The sequence below is a fragment of the Leisingera sp. M527 genome, assembly GCF_025141525.1.
Classification (GTDB): domain Bacteria; phylum Pseudomonadota; class Alphaproteobacteria; order Rhodobacterales; family Rhodobacteraceae; genus Leisingera.
Genome location: NZ_CP081037.1, coordinates 1,293,416 through 1,314,319 on the forward strand (window position 1 = coordinate 1,293,416; position 20,904 = coordinate 1,314,319).

Here is a 20,904-nt window from a genome sequence, read left to right on the forward strand (position 1 = left end):
TGCAGCTTGTGGCGGGATGAATTGCCGGTGCGGCCGCGATTTTCCGCATAAATTCCCGAATCCAGGCCTCCGCAGCGGGGCGGGCGCGGAAATTCTTGCTCAGGCCAAGGGTTTCAGGGAAACTGCGCGATGGCGGAGCGTGCAGCAGCGCGCTAAACCCGCCTGAAACAATAAGGCATCGTCACGGTATATGCAGTTTTTCCAACTAGGTGATTCCGGCAGCGCGGTCCTGGCACTAGCCATTGTCCTGGCCATGTTCGTGGCTTTTCTGCGCGAAACCTATCCCACCGAAGTTGTGGCGCTGACCGGCGTTGCAGCAATGCTGGCCACCGGTGTTTTGCCCTACAATGAGGCGCTGCCGGTGCTGTCCAACCCGGCGCCTTGGACCATTGCGGCGATGTTCATCATCATGGGCGCCTTGGTGCGGACCGGTGCGCTGGATGCCTTCACTCAAATCGCCAAAAAGCAGGCCGAGGTGAGTCCCAAGCTTGCGGTTGCCTTGCTGATGGCCTTTGTGGTTGCGGCTTCAGCCGTGGTGTCAAACACGCCGGTGGTGGTGGTGATGATCCCGGTGTTCATCCAGATCTCCCGCACCCTGAAGGTTTCCGCCTCCAAGATGCTGATCCCGCTCAGCTATGCGGCGATCCTGGGCGGCACGCTGACACTGATCGGCACCTCGACCAACCTGCTGGTGGATGGTGTTGCGCGGGCGCAGGGCCTGCAGCCTTTCACTATTTTTGAGGTCACGCCGCTGGGCGTGATCCTGGTCATCTATGGCATGATCTACCTGCGCTTTGTCGCACCGCGGCTGCTGCCGGACCGTGACAGCATGGCCATGCTGCTGAGCGACAAATCCAAGATGAAGTTCTTCACCGAAGCGGTGATCCCGCCCGAAAGCAACCTGATCGGCCGCGAAGTCACCGGTGTGCAGCTGTTCAAACGCCCTGGCGTGCGGCTGATCGACGTGATCCGCGGCGATGACTCTCTGCGCCGCAACCTCATGGGTGTGGAGCTGCAGGTCGGCGACCGGGTAGTGCTGCGCACCCGAATGACCGAGCTGTTGAGCCTGCAAACCAACAAGGAACTGAAGCGGGTGGATCAGGTTTCCGCCGTCGAGACTGAAACCGTCGAAGTGCTGATCACCCCGGGTTGCCGTATGGTGGGCCGCAGCCTTGGCGCCATGCGCCTGCGCCGCCGCTACGGCGTCTATACCCTGGCGGTGCACCGCCGGAACCAGAACATCGGCGTGCAGTTGGATGACCTCGTGGTGCGGATCGGCGACACCCTGCTGCTGGAGGGGGCGCCCGCCGATATCCAGCGTCTGGCCTCTGATATGGATCTGGCCGATGTCTCGCAGCCGACCCAGCGCGCCTACCGCCGCAGCCACGCGCCGATTGCTGTTGTTGCCCTTTTGGGGATCGTTCTATTGGCCGCCTTTGGCGTGGCACCAATCCTGATGCTGTCTCTGCTGATGGTGTCGCTGGTGTTCGTGACCCGCTGCATTGACGCGGACGAGGCGTTCTCCTTTGTGGACGGGCGGCTCCTGGCGTTGATTTTTTCGATGCTGGCCATCGGCGCCGCGCTGGAAAGCTCTGGGGCGGTTGCCCTGATTGTCAATGCCATTGCCCCCGGCCTGTCGATGCTGCCGCCGTTCCTGCTGGTCTGGGCGGTCTATTTGCTGACCTCTGTGTTGACCGAGCTGGTCTCAAACAACGCTGTGGCTGTTGTCGTCACCCCGATTGCCATTGGCCTGGCCCAGGCCATGGGGGTGGATCCGCGCCCCTTGGTGGTGGCTGTCATGGTCGCCGCCTCGGCCTCTTTTGCCACCCCGATCGGCTACCAGACCAACACGCTGGTTTACGGTCCTGGCGGTTACAAGTTCACCGATTTTTTGCGTGTCGGCATCCCGCTGAACCTGACGGTCGGCATGGTTGCGTCCTTGATCATTCCGTTTTTCTGGCCGCTCTGACATCACCGGATGCCCTTGATGATGGCGGTTTTCCGCTTCGCCAGCATTTGTTTACGTGAAACTGTTAAAGCCGGGCCCATATGAAACAGAGAGTATTTCATGGGGTGGCAAAGTGGATTTCAAAAAACTGTTCCTGATCGCGGTCCTGGGCGGATCAACAGCCATTGTGCTGATGTCGCAGGCCTGGGCGGACCGGCACCCACAGTCTTTAAAAGTCTCCGCGCAGGCCGCAAAATCCTTGTGAAAGGATTTTGGCAAAACTTTTTCTCAAAAGTTTTGGTCCCCGCTACAATGGCCAAAACACCAGGATTGCCGGAATAGAGACAGCAATGACCAGAACCTCAAGCGGCAATCCCATCCGCCAGTAATCGCCAAAGCGGTATCCTCCGGGACCCAGCACAAGCGTGTTGTTCTTATGTCCGATCGGCGTCAGGAACGCCGCCGAGGCGGCAACTGCCACCGCCATCAGGAACGGATCCGGAGATACCCCCAGGGACTCGGCCATCTGAATGCCCACAGGTGCCGCGACAATGGCTGTGGCGGTATTGTTCAGCACGTCCGACAGCGTCATGGTCACCACCATCAGCACTGTCAACACTGCCCAGGCGGGCAGGCCTTCGGTCAGGCCTGTCAGCGCATTGGCAATCAGAGCTGTGCCGCCTGAACTGTCCAGTGCCGCCCCCAACGGGATCATCGACCCCAGCAGCACCACAACCGGCCATTCCACATGATCATAGATCTCCGCCACCGGCAGGATCTTGAAAAGAACATAACCGATTGCCACCAGGCCCAATGCCACCGGCAAGTAGATCAGCCCGACGGAGGCCGCCAGAACGGCGGCGGCAAACAGACCGATGGCGGCCCAGGTCTTGTCATTTGCCGTTACCGCCAGCCCGCGCTGCGCCAGCGGCAGACAGCCCAGCCAGTCGGTCACATCGGCACTGCGCCCGCGCGGGCAAAGCAGCAGCAGAATGTCCCCTGCCTCGATCTCTGCCTGCCGGATATGTTTGGTGATCCGCCGGCCTTGACGGGAAATCCCCAGCAGCACCGCGCTTTGCCGCCAAGCCAGTCCGATGGACTGGGCGCTGCGCCCGCGCACGCGGGCCGCTTCCGGCACCACGACCTCAACCAGCTCCAGCCCGTCGCCTGCAGCGGTCAGCTTTTCCTGCCGTGCGGCGTCGGCAAAATCCAGTTTCAGGGCGCTGCGGAACTCATCCAATGCCTCCGGTTCGGCCTCGATCACCAGCGTATCCCCGTCCTGCAGCATCGCAGCGCTGGCGCGGCCATAGCGGCGCTTGCCGTCCCGGATCAACCCAATGATCGCCACATCCGCCTTTTCGGCCTCTTCGTCCAATTCGCCCAGCCGCTTGCCGGTCAGCTCTGACCCTTCGCCTACAGTCAGCTCAGCAATATAGGGCGCCAGCTGCGCCTCGGACGCTCCCGCTGCATTCTCCCGCGCGGGGATCAGCCGCCAGCCGATTAGCGCCACAAAGGTAAGCCCCGCCAGCGCCGCCACGCCGCCCACCGGGGCAAAATCGAACATCCGGAACGGCTCTCCCAGCCGTTCCTCCCGGATCGCCGCAATGATGATGTTGGGCGGCGTGCCGATCAGGGTCGCCATGCCGCCCAGAATAGTGGCAAAGGACAGGGGCATCAGGCTCAACCCCGGCGCCCGGCCTGCTTTGCGTGCGGTTTGAATGTCCACTGGCATCAGCAGCGCCAGCGCCGCCACGTTGTTCATAAAGGCCGACAAAACCGCGCCCACGCCGCCCATCAGCGCAATATGGCCGCCAAGGCCGCGCGCGGAATCCACCAATGTGCGGGTGATCAGAAACACCGCGCCTGAGCGCACCAGCCCGGCAGAAACGATCAGCACCAGCGCCACCACCAGCGTTGCCGGATGGCCAAACCCGCCAAAGGCATCGCCAGCAGGCACCACCCCCAGCACGACCCCCGCCATCAGCGCCGCAAAGGCCACCAGATCATAGCGGTAACGCCCCCATAACAGCAGGGCAAAAACGGCAGCAAATAACGCAAATAAAACAGCTTGATCATATGTCATCGGGCCAGCTTAACCGCGAAACACCGCGGAGCAAGGGCCAAGCCGGGGCAGGGTGCTTGAAACCCGGTGCCGGCACGGGCTATATGGGCGCCAATTCAGATATTCAGCAGCAAGGATGCACCATGGCAGGCCATTCAAAATGGGCAAACATTCAGCACCGCAAAGGCCGTCAGGACGCGGCGCGGTCGAAACTGTTTTCCAAGCTGGCCAAGGAGATCACCGTGGCCGCCAAAATGGGCGACCCTGATCCCGACAAGAACCCGCGCCTGCGCCTGGCGGTCAAGGAAGCCAAAAGCCAGTCCGTCCCCAAGGACGTGATCGACCGCGCGATCAAAAAGGCCGTGGGCGGAGACGCTGAAAACTACGATGAAATCCGTTACGAAGGGTATGGACCCAGTGGCGTGGCTGTCATCGTCGAGGCAATGACCGACAACAAGAACCGCACCGCCTCCAACGTGCGCTCCACCTTTTCCAAGAACGGCGGCAACCTGGGCGAGACCGGGTCAGTCGGTTTCATGTTCGAACGCAAGGGCGAAGTCACCTATCCGGCCTCTGTTGGCGATGCCGACACCGTGATGATGGCAGCAATCGAAGCCGGCGCCGAAGATGTCGAAAGCTCGGAGGACGGCCATATTATCTACTGCGCCGATACCGACCTCAACGACGTGTCGAACGCATTGGAAGCTGAACTGGGCGAGTCCGAGAGCACTAAGCTGGTCTGGAAACCGGGCACCACCACCGAGCTGGATCTCGAAGGCATGCAAAAGCTGATGAAGCTGGTTGATGCGCTGGAGGATGACGACGACGTGCAGCGTGTCACTACCAACTTCGAAGCGTCCGACGAGGTCATGGCGCAGCTCTAAGCTGCAGCAGCCGCGCAACGTTGAAAGCCCGCCGCGCCACCGGCGGGCTTTTCCTTTGGCGCACAGACCACCTGTATTGGGGCTACCTGTATGGGGCCACCCGTATGAGGCCACCCAAATGGCTCCGGGCTGCTGCTTCTTTCTGGTCGAAAGTACCCCGGGGGTAAGGCCGCAAGGCCGAGGGGGCAGCGCCCCTCCCTGCCGCCGCGAATGGTACAGGGCTCAGAGAATGTCAAACGGTGTAACCGCCGCTGGCAAAAGCCTTGCCCGATACATTTGCCTGGCAATAATTTTGGCTTTTCTTTAAATCGCCGCCGACCGGCGTTTTGCACGCTTAGACCGGCATGTTCCACCAGCCTTCCGAGACCCAATCCCCGCCGCCAAAATAGCCGATGACCAGGCTCAGGCTTTGCCCGCCATTGTTGCAGATCTCCAGCCCGGCAACGGCAGGCGATGCTGCCAGCCCCAGGCCCGCAGCAAGTAGAATATGCTTCATGCAAAACTCCCTCCGGGTGATCTCTGAAACGTTAGGGGGGATGGTGGAGGCGGCATGAAAAACCCGGATGCACGGCGGCTGGCCGGTCATTCGGTCACGACACCGCCAATTCGCAGGGCCGTGGCATCCGGTATCCATATCTCCCGGTGGGGGATGGCGAAGACCCTGTTTGCAAACTCGGCGCTCACCCCTTGCTGCAACAGAAAGGTGCGGTCCTTTTCCTGCTCCTTTTCCAGGTTTATCTGCGGCAGGCCGCTTTCGAACTGCAAAGCATAGCTGTGAAAGCCAAGCTGCCCGTTTCCGCCGAGGCTGCGCCGAAGGCCGGCTGCGAACATCAATGTGCAGGCTGAAGCACACAATCCCTCTGCACGGGTGGAAAACCCCTGTTCGCGGATCAGTCTGGCGGCGCCACGGGCTTCGGCAATCAGACCGCCGGGACTGGTCAGGGTAATTCGCTGCAGCCCGGGGTGCTGGAGGATCATCTGCTCAACCCGCTGTGTCAGGCCAAAGGTGATTTCACCTGCAAAGATCAGCGCGCGGCCGTCATTGGAAACTGTCAGCCTGTAAAGCGCTTCGCGCGCCTGCCGCCGCTGTTCGGCATAGACGGGTTCTTCCTCCGCCCTGGCAATCAACTGGGCATCCCACCACAGGGTGACCGCTGCAAAACCCGCAAACAGCAGCACCAGATAACCGCCCCAGACTGGCGCCATCGCACCGGTGCTGCGTACATGCGCATCGGCACTGTGCAGATAAATGCGGGCCTGCCACAGCAGAAACAGCCCGTCCGCCGCCATCAAAGCAAAGACCAGCGGTACTGGCAGGCTGACCCATTGGTTCAGCGCCAGCCAGATCACCACAACCCCCGCGCGCGGCAGCAGCACCTGCAGGCCCAGGCTGCGGCGCAGGGAGGCGGGCGCCGGCATCAACTGTACCGCCCGCCGCAGGCGGCACAATTTTCTTGCAAGAAAATTGGCCGGAAAATTCGAATTTTCCGGGTGCCGGCCGCGAGGGCTATTCTACAAATGCTGCAATCTCCTCCAGCGGTTTTTTCAGCTTGGCAACGGAGGGCACCATGGCGTTCTCTGCGGGATGGCCCACGGCGATGATCATCGTCGGTTTTTCCGATGCCGGGCGGCCCAGGGCGCCATTCAGGAACTTCATCGGGTTCGGCGTGTGGGTGAGAGTGCACAGGCCCGCCGTATGCAAAGCTGTCAGCAATACGCCGGTGGCAATGTTCACGCTTTCCGGCACGTAATAGTTTTTGTAGCGGCTGCCGTCCTCAAAAGCGCCCCAGCGCTGGGCAAAGACAACAATCAGCCAGGGCGCAGTGGTCAGGTGCGGCTTGTCCGCATTGGTGCCGATCGGCTCCAGCGCCGTGATCCATTCATCGCCCGCACCCCCGGCATAGAACTTCTTTTCCTCTTCTTCAGCCTCGGCGCGGATCTGCGCCTTCAGCTCCGGATTGGAGATCGCAGCAAAGAACCAGGGCTGGTGGTTGGCCCCCGAGGGTGCCGTGCCGGCTGCACGGATACAGGTTTCGATCACCTGCCGCGGTACCGGCTGGCCGGTAAAGTCCCGCACCGTGTGCCGCCGCCTCATATGGGCCAGGAACTCTGCTGCTTTCTCCTGCATTTCAGCGTCGGAGTACTCGGCTCGGTCCGGCAAGGGCAGAGGATCATAGCTGAGGGTGTCTTTTGAAAACATCGGCGGGCTTTCCTGTCTAGCTTTGGGTCAAATACTGCCTAGCAGATTTCTGCACGGCGCGGGTCACCTCCGCAAGGGCAGGGGCCATCACCCGCGCCACCTGCCAGGTCAAGGGCACCGGCAGCGTGGTCTCAGGGATCAACGGCACCAGCCGCCCGCTGCGGATATCGCCGGCGACCATTGCCAGCGGATTCATGCCCCAGCCCAGACCCACCGCGGCGGCATCAATGAAGGCCTGGGTCGAGGGCAGGTAATGGGCAGGCGGTGCCAGCTGCGGCGCCACATTCTGCTCCAGCCACTGCCGCTGCAGATTGTCCTTGGCATTGAAGATCAGGCAGGGCGCGTGGGCGGCAGCCTCCGGCGTCACCCCTGCCGGAAACCAGCGCGCCATAAAATCCGGGCTGGTGGTTGCCACATAGTCCAGCGTGCCCAGCGGATGGGCGTCAAACCCGGTCACGGGCTTGGCGCTGGCCGTCACCGCAGCAGAGACCTCGCCGCGCTTCAGCCACTCCGCGCTGTGGTCCTGATCATCCACCAAAAGATCGAACAGCACCCCGTCCACCTCTGCCATTGCGTCAATGAACCAGCTGGCCAGGCTGTCGGCATTTACCGCAATCCGCAGCCGCACCGGGCCGTGATCCGCTGTCAGAGCCAGTTCCCGTGCCAGCTGCGCTTCCAGCAGGCCGATGTCCTCGGCATGTTTGGCAATCCTCAGACCCGCCGCCGTCCCGGTGCAGGGCGTGCCGCGCAGCACCAGCGCGGTGCCGATGCGGTCTTCCAGCGCCTTGATCCGCTGCGAAACCGCCGATGGCGTCACCCGCAAGGAATGCGCCGCGGCCTCAAATGTGCCAAGACGCAGCACCGCGCTCAACGCCGCCATCTGGCTGGGATCCATCTGCATTAGCAACTCTAATCTGACTTAAGTCTCTTTAACTGGATTAATGGCGTGGCAGTCTCTAGTCAAACCCCAGCACAACGATGGAGACCACAATGCCCCCCAGCCTGCTTGCCGGATTTGCCCTTGGCCTTAGCCTGATTGCGGCGATTGGTGCCCAAAACGCCTTTGTTCTGCGCCAGGGGCTGCGGCGCCAGCATGTGTTCTGGATCTGCTTCACCTGTGCGGGATCCGATGCGGTGCTGATCACTGCGGGTGTTTTCGGCTTTGGCTCGCTTGCGCTGGCAGTTCCGTGGTTTGAACAGGCGATGCGGCTTGGCGGCGCGGCTTTTCTGATCTGGTACGGTGCCCGCGCTCTGCGCAGCGCCTGGCGCGGCGGCGAAACCCTGGACACGGCGGGCGAAGGTGCAGGCGGCGCCCTGGCGCCGGTGCTGGCCACGGTTCTGGCGCTGACCTGGCTGAACCCGCATGTCTACCTCGATACAGTTGTTCTCCTTGGTTCGATCTCGGCCCAATACCCCGAGCCGCTGGTCTTTGCGTCCGGCGCTGCCATTGCCAGCTTCACCTTCTTCTTCACGCTCGGCTATGGCGCCAGCCTGCTGGCTCCGGTCTTTGCCCGCCCGTGCGCCTGGCAAGTGCTGGATGCCATTGTCGGCCTCACCATGTGGGCGATTGCGCTTAAGCTGCTGATGATGTGACGAACAGCATCTGTGCGCAGGCCGCCCTAACGCCTGCGCTGAAATGCGCTACCTTCCTCCTGAAGCCGCCAACAGGAGGGAAGGATGAGCTGGAACCCGGCACTGGAACCGCAATGCCCCGAAGCGGGCAGCCTTGATGCAATTGAAACGGTGATCATCCCGCGCGCCCGCGACCTTGGCGGCTTTGAGGTCCGCCGCGCCTTGCCCGCACCACGCCGCCAGATGGTCGGCCCGTTCATCTTCTTCGATCAGGCCGGGCCGGCTGAATTCCTGACCGGGCAGGGCATCGACGTGCGCCCGCATCCGCATATCGGCCTTGGCACCGTGACCTACCTCTATCAGGGCGAATTCGAACATCGCGATTCCTTAGGCACTCACCAGATGATCTATCCGGGCGAGGTGAACTGGATGGTGGCAGGCCAGGGCGTCACCCATTCCGAACGCACCTCGGCCACGACCCGCGCAGGTCCAAGCAGCCTGTTCGGCATCCAGACCTGGATCGCTCTGCCCGACAGCCACGAGGACACGCCCGCCGCCTTTGAACACCACGGCAAGGACGCACTGCCGCTGCTGGAGGGCGAGGGCAAGGCCGTGCGGCTGATCCTCGGTACTGCCTGGGGTGAAAAAGCCCCTGCAACGCTTTATTCTGAAACCTTTTATGCCGATGCGGTACTGCAAGCCGGCGCCAAGCTCCCGCTGCCCTCGGATCACGAGGACCGCGGGCTTTACGTCACGCAAGGGTCGGTGGAAATCGCCGGCGAAACATTTGAGGCCGGCCGCATGATGGTGTTCCGCCCAGGGGATGAGATCACCGTGACCGCAGGCCCGCAAGGCGCCCGGCTGATGGCGCTGGGCGGTGCGACACTGAACGGGCCGCGCTATATCTGGTGGAACTTCGTCGCCTCCTCCCGCGACCGGATCGAAGACGCCAAGGCCGCCTGGGCCGCGGGCGACTGGCAGCAAGGCCGCTTCCAGCTGCCGCCAGGCGATGATGAGGAATTCACCCCGCTGCCGGAGAAGCGGAAATAATTCACATGTGAAGCCTTGCGCCGCCGCCCGAACGGGTGTTCTGTCCGGCCATGTCCCAAACCGTCAAATCCGCCCAAACCGCGCAAAACCCTCTCAGGGGCGTGTTCTGGATGGTTGTCACCGGTCTTTGTTTTGTGGCGGTCACAGCGCTGGTCAAGCACCTCGGCACCCGCATCCCGCCCGCCGAAAGCGCCTTTTTGCGGTACTTGCTGGGGCTGGTGTTTTTGATCCCGATGGCCGGGGCCTTGCGCCGGGCGCATCTGACCCCGCGGCTTTGGGCATTGTTTGCAGGCCGCGGCGTGGTGCATTCTGCCGGCGTGATCCTGTGGTTCTATGCCATGACCCAGATCCCCCTGGCCGAGGTTACGGCAATGAACTACCTGTCCCCGGTCTATGTCACCTTGGGGGCTGCGCTGTTTCTGGGGGAGAAGCTGGCGGTGCGCCGGATATCGGCGATTGCTGTCGCTTTGATCGGCGCGATGATCATCCTGCGGCCGGGCTTCCGCGAGGTCTCGCCCGGCCATATCGCCATGCTGTTCACCGCAGTGTCCTTCGGCGCCTCCTACCTGATCGCCAAGTTTACTGTTGGCAGCAACAGCCCAGCGGTTGTGGTCGGCATGCTGTCGATCTTTGTCACTCTGGGCCTGGCCCCCTTTGCTCTGGCGGTCTGGGTGACGCCCACGCTGGCTGAGCTTGCAATTCTGTTCGGTGTCGCCTGCTTTGCCACCGCAGGCCACTACACCATGACGCTGGCCTTTGCCGCAGCACCCGTGGCGGTGACCCAGCCGGTCACGTTCCTGCAGCTGGTCTGGGCTACCCTGCTGGGCGCGCTGGCGTTTGGTGAACCGGCTGACATCTGGGTAATGTCCGGCGGCGGGCTGATCCTGGCTGCGGTCAGCTTTATCTCATGGCGTGAAGCCAGGGTTAAAAAGAAGGCTCTTACACCTTCCGGTAATGCGACTGGTGTTTGATCGTCTTATGGATGTTACAAACCCGAAGTAATCTTCCGCTCTTACCGATGCAGGCGGAGACCGCGCATGGCAAACTGGCTTTGGCCCACGGCGTTGCTGCTGGCGGCCCTTTTTGATCTGCCGGCCGCCCAGGCCGGGCCCAGTATCTGCAACGATACGGAGGCCTTGCATCATTTGGCCATCAGCTTGCGGATTGACGGCCGCTGGGTGGTGCAGGGCTGGCAGCCGCTCATGCCGGGAGATTGCGCCGAACCGGTGCCGGCCGGCTATCAGGGCCGGTTTCTCTACTTCCGCACCAAAAGCCCCGGATACCGTTTTCGCGATGACAGCGTCCGGTTTTGCACCGCCCAGGGCCGGTTCCGGATTGAGCATGACAGCGGTTGCACCGCACAAGGCTATGCAATGCAGGGGTTTGCCAAAACCCTTACGGCACCAACAGGACCGCAGGTTCTGCTCAGTTCCCGATCACAGTCCGAACGCCGGCAGGCTGCGGTTGCCGCCGCTGAAGACGGGCATGACGCGACAGAAGACCAATTGCATTACGCGGCGGAGGTGGTTTTTCAAGGCTGCAAGCAGCAGAAAAGCCCGGGCGCCGTCACCTGCAGTTTTGTTGGCGGCGGCATGGAGTTCGGTGCTGTGGGCAAGGTCCGGATCTCCGATCCGGTCTTCACATTCCTGCTGGGGCTGGTGCGCGGCACCCCGCTGGCAATTGACGGTGAGATAGTCACCCGTTTCGGCTCTTTTGCAGAGCTGGAGCTGCACAGCGTCACGCCGCGTGTGCCGAACCGGTTCGACAAGATGCTGCAGAACATGCAGGGAGAGTGGCAGTCCGTGCAAAACCCAAAAGACCGGTTTGCCATTTCCGGTGCCGTGCGCCAAGTCCGTTACGGTGGCAGGCAAATGACCCCGGAGTTTGTCACGATCCAGCACAGCTGCCGCGGCATAGGGTTTACGGCTGACTTCCTGATGGCCTGGGACAGCCAGAGCGGCACCAGACTGTGTTATCAGATCAATTCTCTGACCCGCGACGGAATGACCCTTATTTATTTGCCGCGCGGAACCCGGCTGGACTACGAACGGCTGCCTGGCGGCTAGGCCTTATGGGATGACAAGATCCACAACCAGATGCGCCGCAGCTCGCGCGGCATTGGGATTCAGCGGATCTTCCGACTGCGCGGCCTGCAGCCAGACCCCGTCCATATAGCATTGCAGCGCCTGGCGCGCGGTTTCCAACTGTCCGCCTGGCAGCAGCGCCCGCAGCTCGGCCAGGACATGGCTGCGCACCCGGGCACGGTTGATTCGGTGCAGACGGCTCAGCCGCGGCGAATAGGGGGCATTTGCCCAGAACTGCATCCAGATACTGCACTGGGGAACGGTGAACAGATCGTCGGCAAAGTTCGCGTCCATCACCGCATACAGCCGTTCGCGCGGGGTGCGCGCTGTGGCATAGCCATCCGCCATGGCCCGCCGCAGCTTGCCCAGAAGATGCAGCATAGTGGCTTCCATCAGCCCTTCCTTGGAGCCGAAATAATAGTTTATCGAGGCCGCCGAAGCACCGGCCTCCTTGGCGATTTCCGCCATGGTTACAACACCGTAACCGCGCTCATGCACCGCAACGATGGTGGCTTCGATCAGCTCTTCGTTGCGGATATCCCGGATGCGTTTCCTGCTCATGAATAAGTTGTGCGGCAATTGGGCCGGCGTTTCAACTGTTGTTCGAAGGAATTCAAATCTTGAATGACCATTCAAAAAACTATTTGGCCGATCAGCCTGCTGTGTTATGTACCCGACCCATGTCTTAGGGCGGGAACCGCCTGGAAATGGGAGGGACATATGACTTCAATCATTTCATTCGGGATTCTGCTGGCCTTTGCGCTGGTGGTGTTCTGCGTGATCAAGTGGTGGAACGTCCGCAACGTCGGCGTGACTCCGGTCCACTTGTTCACCTTCATCGCAATCCTCTTCACCTCGGGCCTGGACGTCGGCCTGATCATGTTCCCGCTGGCCTGGGACTTTCCGCTTTATGCCGACACCGCGGCAGAGCCCGCCTATGGGTTCACCAACCCGCTGGCGCTGGAATTCGGCTTCTGGGGCTTCCTGATCTGGGGCTTCTACTTCCTGACCACCTTCTACTTCTGCGTGGTTGAGCCGCGGGTGAAGTTCTTTGAGATCCCGCTGGTGAAATGGCTCAACAACATCGTGATCATCGGCACCTGCGCCTTTACCGGCGCGCTGTTCCTAATCTACTTGCCGTATTATGCCACCTTCATGGGCGACGGCGAGAGCGTGATCCCGGCCTTCTATGTCATTACCTTCCTGGTGATCCTGTTTGCCGCCTTCTCCTCGACCGACATCAAATACGTGCGCATCCTGTCGGTCGGCTCCACCGTGTTGTTCCTGTCGCTGATCCTCGGCATGTGGGCTTATTCCGGTATGGGGCTGAGCGCCTTCGGCGATACCGCCTCCAACATCGGCGGCTATTTTGCCAACATCCACAAATTCGTGCTGCCGCTGACCGACTATCACGAATTCTACCTGTTCTGGTGGTTTGCATGGTCGATCATGATCGGCCAGTTCACCTCGCGCTTTGTCGGCGGGCTGCGCACCTGGCAGGTTCTGGCAGCGCTGCTGATCTTCCCGTCGATCCCGCTGGGTGTGTGGTTCTCGGTGCTGTACTATTACCACCTCAACAGCATCGAGACGACGCTGCTGATCAACGTCTCCATGGTCGCGGTGGGCATCATCTTTGTGGTCAACTCCTTTGACTCGCTGATCCGCCTTTACACCGACAACCTGAACCTGACGGCCAAGCGTTTCGGCACCATTCCTTATGTGCTGGGCAACGCGGTTGTGCTTTTCGCCCTGACCCTGGCCTTCCAAAGCCAGTGGCTGCAGATCCAGTGGATCGGCACCGCGGTGATCGGCATCTATGTCGCCTGCCTGGCCTATATCGTGCTGTTCAAACGCAGCGAAGTGATGAGCATCACTGCTTCGCCCGAGGAAAACACGCTCGACTTCGACAAGATCAAGACAGCCCATTAAGGGCGGTCTCCCGGCTGGCCCCCAAGTTTCCCCGAATGACGGGACCAGCCACCAAACTGCCTGGCAGCGCCTTTGGGCCTGCCAGGCGCCTTTCGAAGAAACATCGCCTTATCTGGGAGGTCCGCGATGAGTGCCCCGAATATTCTGATCCTGATGGTTGACCAGTTGAATGGGACGCTTTTCCCGGACGGCCCCGCCGACTGGCTGCATGCTCCGAACCTGAAGAAACTGGCGGAACGCTCGACCCGTTTCGCCAACGCCTATACTGCGTCGCCCTTGTGCGCGCCGGGCCGCGCCTCCTTCATGTCCGGCCAGCTGCCGTCTCGCACTGGCGTCTATGACAACGCGGCTGAGTTCCGCAGCGACATCCCGACCTACGCCCACCACCTGCGCCGCGCGGGCTACTACACCTGCCTTTCAGGCAAGATGCATTTTGTCGGCCCCGACCAGATGCACGGGTTCGAGGACCGCCTGACCACCGACATCTACCCGGCTGATTTCGGCTGGACCCCGGACTACCGCAAACCGGGCGAGCGCATCGACTGGTGGTACCACAACATGGGGAGCGTCACCGGGGCAGGGGTGGCGGAAACCTCCAACCAGATGGAATACGACGACGAGGTTGCCTACAACGCTACCGCCAAGCTCTATGAGCTGTCGCGCGGGCTGGACGACCGCCCCTGGGCGCTGACCGTCAGCTTTACCCACCCGCATGACCCCTATGTGGCGCGCAAGAAATACTGGGATCTGTATGAGGACTGCCAGCATCTGCTGCCGCAGGTCCCGGCAATGGATTACGACGACCACGACCCGCACGCCCAGCGGATTTTTGACGCCAACGACTGGCGCAGCTTCGACATCTCTGAGGAGAACATCAAACGCTCCCGCCGCGCCTATTTCGCCAATATCTCCTATCTGGATGACAAGATCGGCGAGATCCTGAACGTCTTGGAAACCACACGGCAAGAGGCGATCATCCTGTTTGTCTCCGACCATGGCGACATGCTGGGCGAGCGGGGCCTGTGGTTCAAGATGAGCTTCTATGACGGCTCCTCCCGCGTGCCGCTGATGATCTCGGCACCGGACCTGCCCGTGGGCCTCATTGAAACCCCGGTTTCCACCCTGGATGTGACCCCGACGCTGGGCGCGCTGGCCGGTGTCGATATGGCTGAAATCGAGCCCTGGACCGACGGCCAGAACCTGGTTCCGCTGGCCACCGGCACGGAACGGACCGAGCCGGTTGCCATCGAATATGCTGCCGAAGCCTCATATGCGCCGCTGGTGTCGCTCCGCTATGGCAAGTGGAAATACAACCGCTGCGCGCTGGACCCCGATCAGCTGTTCGATCTGCAAGCCGACCCGCACGAGCTGGCCAATCTGGCAGCCGACCCTGCCCATGCCGGAACACTGGAAACCTTGCGCGCCAAATCAGACGCCCGCTGGGACCTGGAGGTTTTCGACGCCGAGGTGCGCGCCAGCCAGGCCCGCCGCTGGGTTGTCTACGAGGCCCTGCGCCAGGGCGGCTACTATCCCTGGGATTACCAGCCCCTGCAAAAGGCCTCCGAGCGTTACATGCGCAACCACATGGATCTCAACACCCTCGAGGAAAACAAACGTTTTCCCCGCGGCGAATAACTCGAAATCAGCACCCCGCCAGTTCTTCTGGCCCCAAATATCCCCGCCGGAGGCATAAACTCATGACCCACCCCGCCCAGCCCAAAGCCAGCCACTTCATCAACGGCGAATACGTCGAAGATACCGCCGGCACCCCGATCCCGGTGATCTACGCCGCCACAGGTGAGCAGATCGCCACCGTCCACGCCGCAACGCCCGCAATTGTCGAACAGGCGCTGTCCACCGCCAAAGCCGCCCAAAAGGAATGGGCGAAAATGACTGGCACCGAGCGTGGCCGCGTGCTGCGCCGTGCTGCCGACATCATGCGCGCGCGTAACCACGACCTCAGCGTGCTGGAAACCTATGACACCGGCAAGCCGCTGCAGGAAACCCTTGTGGCCGACGCCACCTCCGGCGCCGACGCGCTTGAGTACTTCGGCGGTCTCGCAGCCTCGCTGACCGGCGAGCATATCCCGCTGGGTGAGGATTGGGTCTATACCAAACGCGAACCGCTTGGCATGTGCGTCGGCATCGGTGCGTGGAACTACCCCACGCAGATCGCCTGCTGGAAAGGCGCGCCTGCCTTGGCCTGCGGCAACTCGATGGTGTTCAAACCGTCGGAAACCACCCCGCTCTGCGCCCTGAAAGTGGCCGAAATCCTGATTGAGGCCGGCGCGCCGGCGGGCGTCTTCAACGTCGTCCAGGGCATGGGCGAGGTCGGCGGCGCGCTGGTCACCGACCCGCGCGTTGACAAGGTTTCGCTGACCGGATCGGTGCCGACCGGCAAGAAGGTCTATGCCGCCGCCGCCGCAGGCATGAAACACGTCACCATGGAACTGGGCGGCAAGTCGCCCTTGATCATCTTTGACGACGCAGATGTGGACAACGCCGTCGGCGGCGCCATCAACGGCAACTTCTACTCCTCCGGCCAGGTCTGCTCGAACGGCACCCGCGTGTTTGTGCAGAAAGGCATCAAGGAAAAATTCCTCGCCCGTCTCGCCGAACGCACCGGCAATGCCATTATTGGCGACCCGATGGATGAGGCCACCAGCTTTGGCCCGATGGTGACTGAAAACCAGATGAACATCGTCTTGGGCTACATCGAGAAGGGCAAGGCCGAGGGCGCCCGCCTGATCTGCGGCGGCAACCGCGCCGACAAGGACGGCTACTTTATCGAGCCGACCGTCTTTGCCGATGTGACCGACGACATGACCATCGCGCGCGAAGAAATCTTCGGCCCGGTGATGTCTGTCCTCGATTTCGACTCCGAAGAAGAGGTCGTGGCCCGCGCCAATGACACCGAATTCGGCCTGTCGGCAGGTGTGTTCACCAAGGATTTCACCCGCGCCCACCGGGTGATCGGCAATCTTGAGGCCGGCAGCTGCTTTATCAACTCCTACAACGACGCGCCGGTCGAGGCGCCGTTCGGCGGTGTGAAGGCGTCTGGTGTGGGCCGCGAGAACTCGAAAGAGGCGATCAAGCACTTCAGCCAGGTGAAATCCGTCTACGTCCGCATGGGCGACGTCGAAGCGGCATTCTGATTGCCCTTTTGGGCAACGCCCACCCACCCGCCCCGTTGCCCAAAAGGGCAAGAGGGAAGGGGTTGCTGAGAGGTCGCTGAGGGCGCTTTGCGTCCTCAGCAGACCAGAACAATGATGAGGCAGATTCGGGATGCCTCAAGGACAAGCCGCGCCAAGGCGCGGTGCCAAAGGCATCCTTGACCCAACCCGGATCCGCAATGGAGAGAAGAAATGAACGCGGATTATGTGATTGTCGGGGCCGGGTCTGCCGGTTGTGCAATAGCCTACCGGCTGTCTGAGGCCGGCAAAAAGGTTCTGGTGATCGAACACGGCGGCACCGATGCCGGGCCGTTCATCCAGATGCCGGGCGCGCTCAGCTACCCGATGAACATGCCGCTTTACGATTGGGGCTACAAATCCCAGCCCGAGCCGCATCTGGGCGGCCGCGAACTGGTCTGCCCGCGCGGCAAAGTGATCGGCGGCTCCTCCTCGATCAACGGTATGGTCTATGTGCGCGGCCACGCCGGCGACTACAACCACTGGGCCGAGACGGGTGCGGCGGGCTGGTCCTACGCCGACGTGCTGCCGTACTTCAAACGTATGGAAACCTGGAACGACCGCGGTCATGGCGGCGATCCGGACTGGCGCGGCACCGACGGCCCGCTGCATGTGACCCGCGGCCCCCGCGACAACCCGCTGCACGACGCCTTTGTCAACGCAGGCGCGCAGGCGGGCTACCCGGTCACCTCCGACTACAACGGCGAGCAGCAAGAAGGCTTCGGCCCGATGGAGATGACGGTCTACAAGGGCCGCCGCTGGTCCGCCGCCAACGCCTATCTGAAGCCCGCGCTCAAGCGTGACAACTGCAATCTGATCCGTGCCTTCGCCCGCAAGGTGGTGATCGAGGACGGCCGCGCTGTCGGGGTCGAGGTTGAACGCGGCGGCAAGGTCGAAGTGATCCGGGCCAATACCGAAGTGATCCTGGCCGCCTCCTCGCTGAATTCCCCCAAGATGCTGATGCTGTCCGGTATCGGCCCGGCCAAACATTTGGCGGAACACGGTATCGACGTGGTCGCCGACCGTCCCGGCGTGGGCCAGAACCTGCAGGACCACCTGGAATTCTACTTCCAGTTCGCCTGCAAACAGCCGATCACCCTGTTCAAGTACTGGAACCTGTTCGGCAAGGCGCTGGTGGGGGCGCAGTGGCTGTTCACCAAGACCGGCCTTGGCGCCTCGAACCAGTTCGAAAGCGCCGCCTTTGTCCGCTCCGGCAAGGGGGTGGACTACCCGGATATCATGTATCACTTCCTGCCGATTGCAGTCCGCTATGACGGTCAGGCCGCGGCTGAGGGCCATGGTTTCCAGGCCCATGTCGGCCCCATGCGCTCCGGCTCGCGCGGCGAGGTCACGCTGAACTCTGCCGATCCGAAAGACGCGCCAAACATCCTGTTCAACTACATGTCGACCGAACAGGACTGGGAGGATTTCCGTAAATGCATCCGTCTGACCCGCGAGATCTTCGGCCAGGAGGCAATGAAACCCTTCCTCAAGCATGAGATCCAGCCCGGCGATGCGCTGCAATCGGACGAGGAACTGAACGGTTTCATCCGCGAGCACGTGGAAAGCGCCTATCATCCCTGCGGCACCTGCAAGATGGGCGCAGTTGATGACCCGATGTCGGTAGTCGATCCGGAATGCCGGGTGATTGGCGTCGAGGGTCTGCGGGTTGCCGACAGCTCAATCTTCCCGCGCATCACTAACGGCAACCTCAACGGCCCCTCGATCATGACCGGCGAGAAGGCCTCGGACCACATCCTGGGCCGCCGCCTGCCGTCCTCGAACGCTGAACCGTGGTTCAACCCGGACTGGCGCCAGGCGCAACGCTGATCCTGTTGCGCTGCCAGCAAGCCGCCCGCCACCTCCCCGTTGTGCGGGCGGCTTATTTTCTGAAATCCCGGCCTGGAACCGGGCCTGGGACCGGGCCTGAAATCAGACCGAAAATCAGCGTGTTTGCCGCATCTTTTGATCCGCGTCAAAGCGGGCGCGCAGCGCTGCGGATAACCTGCAACCGACCCTAGAAAAAAGGAGCGGGCAGATGTCCAATACCCCCCATGAACTGGCCGAAGAATTCCCCGAAAAGGCCGCGCAGATCAGTCAGCTGAAACAGGCAGATGCCCATTTCGCCAAGCTGTCGGACGAATACCACGAAGTGAATCGCGCTGTGCACCGGGCCGAAACCAACGTGGAACCGGTGAGTGCTGAGGCCGAAACCGGCCTGCGCAAACAACGCGCCGCGCTGAAGGACGAGATCTGGGGGATATTGTCGAAGGCGTGAGGGAAAAACGTGTTGAAGGCAGAACGGGGTATCACTGAAGCCCCGTTCTGTTTTTTGAACCTGTTCGGCCCTGACTGGCGTACACCCGTTTCAGGGCCGGTCTGCGTTGCGGGTGCCCAAGCCCATCAAGACCGGCATGGATTGCCCGCCGGTGTCCAGCGCAAAGACCTGCTTCACCCGAATGGAACCAAGCCCCGCAGCCTCGAGTGCAACGTGCATCTGCTGTTCTGTCAGCCCGAAGCCGCCGCTGTCCTGGCCTTGCCAATCCCATTGCACAAACTGGCCGCCCCGCTCAAGCAGGCCTGACAGTAGCTTCACTGCAGCTGCATAGTCCGGCAGGAAGCCGCAGACGGAAGATGCGCAGATCAAATCAAAACCGGAAAGCCGGTTTTTGTCGCCCGCAGCTGCACCGCCTAGGATGTCCGCGTGGACGGGCGTCACGTTGGGCAGATTCTTGTCCTTCAGGACCGCAATCATCCTGTCCGAGGTGTCAACGGCAATCACCTCTCTAACATGCGGTGCAATCAGTTCCGTCAGCAGCCCGGTTCCGCATCCAAAGTCGAGAACACGTTTCGACTGCCAGGCCTCACCGCTTATTCCGGCATGCGAGTCGAGCGCGGAAAACGCTTTGGCCGCAAAAAGCCTGACATCGCTGTTGCCGTCCCAGCCGTCCGCATAGTCATTCCAGTCGTCTGTCATTTTGCGTGCATTGCCTCAGTATTGGCTACGGCGCCGGTCCGCTGAAAACGCAATTGTGCGTGCCGCAGAAGCAACGGACATTGGCTGGGCCGGGCGCGGCAGTCAATAAGGCAGACAATACGGGGGGCAGGCCTTGTTTTCAGACGTGCTGGGTCTCAATCCCCGGCGTCAGGGATCACCCCTGCCGCTCTCTCCCGCAGGAACGTTTCCCCAGCCGCCAGGCCTGCGTCCCAGGTCGCCTGGATCTTCTCCGGATCAGTGAAGTCGATCTTATCCGCGGGCACCTCTTCCTCTGGCCAGACGTACAACCGTCCGGCGATCTCCGGCAGGTGCTTGTACGGGCGCGTCAGCAGTACCAGCGTGCGCCCCTTGTTGGGGTCCGGCATCGGCGCCTGATCGGCCATGCCGCCGTCGATCACTGCCTGCCCGTTCCAGCGGGGCGGGTCGAACACCGGCGGGATGGTGGCCGCGAACCGCACCAGATCGGCCAGCTTCCCCTCCTGCGCTGCGGCACGGGCGTCCATCAGGCTGGAGCCGACACCCAGCCACTCTGCCCAGTTGAAATGCGGCGAGCCGACCATGTGCAGCTCTGCCTCATAGGCCAGCGCCGCCAGGCTGCCAGTCAGGCGCGCCCAGCGGTCAGAGGGCGGGTGGCCCAGCAGGATCTGCGCCTGCGGCCCGGCGGCCACCCGCGCCATGGCATCGCCATCCAGCGACCGGGTGACCACCTTCTCATAGACCTTCTGATGCGGCGTCAGCTTGTCCGCGCCAGGCTTGTGCCAGTTGAGATTGTGATCAGTGCCGCGGAACGCATCTTTCATCTCCGCCAGCACCCGCTCGCCGCGGCCCGCCAGAAACCCGGCCAGCGTCAGGGCGCCGCCAGAAACCCCGGTCACGCGGGCGGGGCGCAGCGGCAGTTCATCCTGAACCACGTGCAGAAAACCGCCTTGCCAGAAGCAGCGGCAGCCGCCGCCGGACAGGACCAATTGTTCAAAAGCTGCCATGAA

20 protein-coding genes are annotated in these 20,904 nt (G+C 62.0%); 12 read left to right on the plus strand and 8 right to left on the minus strand.

All coding sequences use genetic code 11. The features are described 5' to 3' along the window. The first annotated feature begins 190 nt into the window (after positions 1 to 190). Both K3555_RS06465 and K3555_RS06470 read left to right on the plus strand, forming a co-directional pair. Positions 191 to 1,969 (plus strand): SLC13 family permease, encoded by a 1,779-nt coding sequence (locus tag K3555_RS06465; RefSeq protein WP_259991224.1) that lies wholly within the window; start codon positions 191 to 193, stop codon positions 1,967 to 1,969. 55 nt (positions 1,970 to 2,024) lie between these two features. Then, complete coding sequence (locus K3555_RS06470) at positions 2,025 to 2,213, plus strand: hypothetical protein (protein WP_260007826.1); 189 nt, start codon at positions 2,025 to 2,027, stop codon at positions 2,211 to 2,213. A gap of 42 nt (positions 2,214 to 2,255) precedes the next feature. Here K3555_RS06470 and K3555_RS06475 read toward each other — a convergent pair whose 3' ends face one another. Continuing rightward, on the minus strand, positions 2,256 to 4,031 hold the full coding sequence (locus tag K3555_RS06475; RefSeq protein WP_260007827.1) for an SLC13 family permease: 1,776 nt from the start codon (positions 4,029 to 4,031) through the stop codon (positions 2,256 to 2,258). A 122-nt stretch (positions 4,032 to 4,153) separates the two neighbouring features. On the opposite strand from K3555_RS06475, the gene K3555_RS06480 reads away from it, so the two are divergent. Next, positions 4,154 to 4,894 (plus strand): YebC/PmpR family DNA-binding transcriptional regulator, encoded by a 741-nt coding sequence (locus K3555_RS06480; RefSeq protein ID WP_259991228.1) that lies wholly within the window; start codon positions 4,154 to 4,156, stop codon positions 4,892 to 4,894. A 334-nt stretch (positions 4,895 to 5,228) separates the two neighbouring features. Here K3555_RS06480 and K3555_RS06485 read toward each other — a convergent pair whose 3' ends face one another. The 4 genes from K3555_RS06485 to K3555_RS06500 form a co-directional block, all read right to left on the minus strand. Next, positions 5,229 to 5,390, minus strand: coding sequence for a DUF1036 domain-containing protein (locus tag K3555_RS06485; RefSeq protein WP_260007828.1), 162 nt, complete (start codon positions 5,388 to 5,390; stop codon positions 5,229 to 5,231). Between the two features lie 86 nt (positions 5,391 to 5,476). Beyond that, a complete protein-coding gene (locus K3555_RS06490; protein WP_260007829.1) occupies positions 5,477 to 6,313 on the minus strand; it encodes a hypothetical protein in 837 nt (278 codons plus the stop codon). 88 nt (positions 6,314 to 6,401) lie between these two features. Beyond that, positions 6,402 to 7,094 (minus strand): nitroreductase family protein, encoded by a 693-nt coding sequence (locus tag K3555_RS06495; RefSeq protein WP_259991234.1) that lies wholly within the window; start codon positions 7,092 to 7,094, stop codon positions 6,402 to 6,404. Positions 7,095 to 7,110: 16 nt separating this feature from the next. Beyond that, positions 7,111 to 7,995 carry a LysR family transcriptional regulator ArgP gene (locus K3555_RS06500; protein WP_260007830.1) on the minus strand — a complete coding sequence of 295 codons (885 nt, stop codon included), beginning with the start codon at positions 7,993 to 7,995 and terminating at the stop codon, positions 7,111 to 7,113. An 89-nt stretch (positions 7,996 to 8,084) separates the two neighbouring features. Here K3555_RS06500 and K3555_RS06505 point away from each other — a divergent pair, with 89 nt between their 5' ends. From K3555_RS06505 to K3555_RS06520, 4 genes are all read left to right on the plus strand, one after another. Further along, on the plus strand, positions 8,085 to 8,687 hold the full coding sequence (locus K3555_RS06505; RefSeq protein ID WP_260007832.1) for a LysE/ArgO family amino acid transporter: 603 nt from the start codon (positions 8,085 to 8,087) through the stop codon (positions 8,685 to 8,687). Positions 8,688 to 8,771: 84 nt separating this feature from the next. Next, entirely contained in the window at positions 8,772 to 9,716 is a 945-nt protein-coding gene (locus K3555_RS06510; RefSeq protein WP_260007833.1) for a pirin family protein, read from the plus strand. A 50-nt stretch (positions 9,717 to 9,766) separates the two neighbouring features. Further along, positions 9,767 to 10,687: a DMT family transporter gene (locus K3555_RS06515; protein ID WP_260007834.1), complete on the plus strand. Its 921-nt coding sequence runs from the start codon at positions 9,767 to 9,769 to the stop codon at positions 10,685 to 10,687. Positions 10,688 to 10,753: 66 nt separating this feature from the next. After that, a complete protein-coding gene (locus K3555_RS06520; RefSeq protein ID WP_260007836.1) occupies positions 10,754 to 11,782 on the plus strand; it encodes a DUF1036 domain-containing protein in 1,029 nt (342 codons plus the stop codon). 3 nt (positions 11,783 to 11,785) lie between these two features. Here the strand turns inward: K3555_RS06520 and betI are convergent, their stop codons facing one another. Continuing rightward, positions 11,786 to 12,361: a choline-responsive transcriptional repressor BetI gene (gene betI / locus K3555_RS06525; RefSeq protein WP_259991245.1), complete on the minus strand. Its 576-nt coding sequence runs from the start codon at positions 12,359 to 12,361 to the stop codon at positions 11,786 to 11,788. A 159-nt stretch (positions 12,362 to 12,520) separates the two neighbouring features. Between betI and K3555_RS06530 the strand changes: the two genes are divergently transcribed. The 5 genes from K3555_RS06530 to K3555_RS06550 all read left to right on the plus strand — a co-directional run bounded on the left by K3555_RS06530 (position 12,521) and on the right by K3555_RS06550 (position 19,198). After that, positions 12,521 to 13,729, plus strand: coding sequence for a BCCT family transporter (locus K3555_RS06530; RefSeq protein WP_259991247.1), 1,209 nt, complete (start codon positions 12,521 to 12,523; stop codon positions 13,727 to 13,729). A gap of 126 nt (positions 13,730 to 13,855) precedes the next feature. Next, complete coding sequence (gene betC, locus K3555_RS06535; RefSeq protein WP_260007837.1) at positions 13,856 to 15,364, plus strand: choline-sulfatase; 1,509 nt, start codon at positions 13,856 to 13,858, stop codon at positions 15,362 to 15,364. Between the two features lie 62 nt (positions 15,365 to 15,426). Next, a complete protein-coding gene (gene betB / locus K3555_RS06540) occupies positions 15,427 to 16,884 on the plus strand; it encodes a betaine-aldehyde dehydrogenase (protein WP_260007838.1) in 1,458 nt (485 codons plus the stop codon). 210 nt (positions 16,885 to 17,094) lie between these two features. Continuing rightward, entirely contained in the window at positions 17,095 to 18,750 is a 1,656-nt protein-coding gene (betA, locus tag K3555_RS06545) for a choline dehydrogenase (RefSeq protein WP_259991253.1), read from the plus strand. 208 nt (positions 18,751 to 18,958) lie between these two features. Next, a complete protein-coding gene (locus K3555_RS06550) occupies positions 18,959 to 19,198 on the plus strand; it encodes a YdcH family protein (protein ID WP_259991255.1) in 240 nt (79 codons plus the stop codon). A 90-nt stretch (positions 19,199 to 19,288) separates the two neighbouring features. Here the strand turns inward: K3555_RS06550 and K3555_RS06555 are convergent, their stop codons facing one another. Together K3555_RS06555 and K3555_RS06560 are read right to left on the minus strand one after the other, a co-directional pair. Beyond that, complete coding sequence (locus tag K3555_RS06555) at positions 19,289 to 19,897, minus strand: class I SAM-dependent methyltransferase (protein WP_260007839.1); 609 nt, start codon at positions 19,895 to 19,897, stop codon at positions 19,289 to 19,291. Between the two features lie 155 nt (positions 19,898 to 20,052). After that, a complete protein-coding gene (locus tag K3555_RS06560; RefSeq protein WP_260007841.1) occupies positions 20,053 to 20,901 on the minus strand; it encodes a patatin-like phospholipase family protein in 849 nt (282 codons plus the stop codon). Positions 20,902 to 20,904: the final 3 nt, after the last annotated feature.

Coding starts and splice junctions, on each gene's coding strand:
- K3555_RS06465 (WP_259991224.1), top strand. CDS start 191: ATGCAGTTTTTCCAACTAGGTGATTCCGGCAGCGCGGTCCTGGCACTA.
- K3555_RS06560 (WP_260007841.1), bottom strand. CDS start 20,901: ATGGCAGCTTTTGAACAATTGGTCCTGTCCGGCGGCGGCTGCCGCTGC.
- betB (WP_260007838.1), top strand. CDS start 15,427: ATGACCCACCCCGCCCAGCCCAAAGCCAGCCACTTCATCAACGGCGAA.
- K3555_RS06480 (WP_259991228.1), top strand. CDS start 4,154: ATGGCAGGCCATTCAAAATGGGCAAACATTCAGCACCGCAAAGGCCGT.
- betI (WP_259991245.1), bottom strand. CDS start 12,361: ATGAGCAGGAAACGCATCCGGGATATCCGCAACGAAGAGCTGATCGAA.
- K3555_RS06485 (WP_260007828.1), bottom strand. CDS start 5,390: ATGAAGCATATTCTACTTGCTGCGGGCCTGGGGCTGGCAGCATCGCCT.
- K3555_RS06530 (WP_259991247.1), top strand. CDS start 12,521: ATGACTTCAATCATTTCATTCGGGATTCTGCTGGCCTTTGCGCTGGTG.
- K3555_RS06550 (WP_259991255.1), top strand. CDS start 18,959: ATGTCCAATACCCCCCATGAACTGGCCGAAGAATTCCCCGAAAAGGCC.
- K3555_RS06490 (WP_260007829.1), bottom strand. CDS start 6,313: ATGCCGGCGCCCGCCTCCCTGCGCCGCAGCCTGGGCCTGCAGGTGCTG.
- K3555_RS06475 (WP_260007827.1), bottom strand. CDS start 4,031: ATGACATATGATCAAGCTGTTTTATTTGCGTTATTTGCTGCCGTTTTT.
- K3555_RS06510 (WP_260007833.1), top strand. CDS start 8,772: ATGAGCTGGAACCCGGCACTGGAACCGCAATGCCCCGAAGCGGGCAGC.
- betC (WP_260007837.1), top strand. CDS start 13,856: ATGAGTGCCCCGAATATTCTGATCCTGATGGTTGACCAGTTGAATGGG.
- betA (WP_259991253.1), top strand. CDS start 17,095: ATGAACGCGGATTATGTGATTGTCGGGGCCGGGTCTGCCGGTTGTGCA.
- K3555_RS06515 (WP_260007834.1), top strand. CDS start 9,767: ATGTCCCAAACCGTCAAATCCGCCCAAACCGCGCAAAACCCTCTCAGG.
- K3555_RS06555 (WP_260007839.1), bottom strand. CDS start 19,897: ATGACAGACGACTGGAATGACTATGCGGACGGCTGGGACGGCAACAGC.
- K3555_RS06495 (WP_259991234.1), bottom strand. CDS start 7,094: ATGTTTTCAAAAGACACCCTCAGCTATGATCCTCTGCCCTTGCCGGAC.
- K3555_RS06500 (WP_260007830.1), bottom strand. CDS start 7,995: ATGCAGATGGATCCCAGCCAGATGGCGGCGTTGAGCGCGGTGCTGCGT.
- K3555_RS06505 (WP_260007832.1), top strand. CDS start 8,085: ATGCCCCCCAGCCTGCTTGCCGGATTTGCCCTTGGCCTTAGCCTGATT.
- K3555_RS06520 (WP_260007836.1), top strand. CDS start 10,754: ATGGCAAACTGGCTTTGGCCCACGGCGTTGCTGCTGGCGGCCCTTTTT.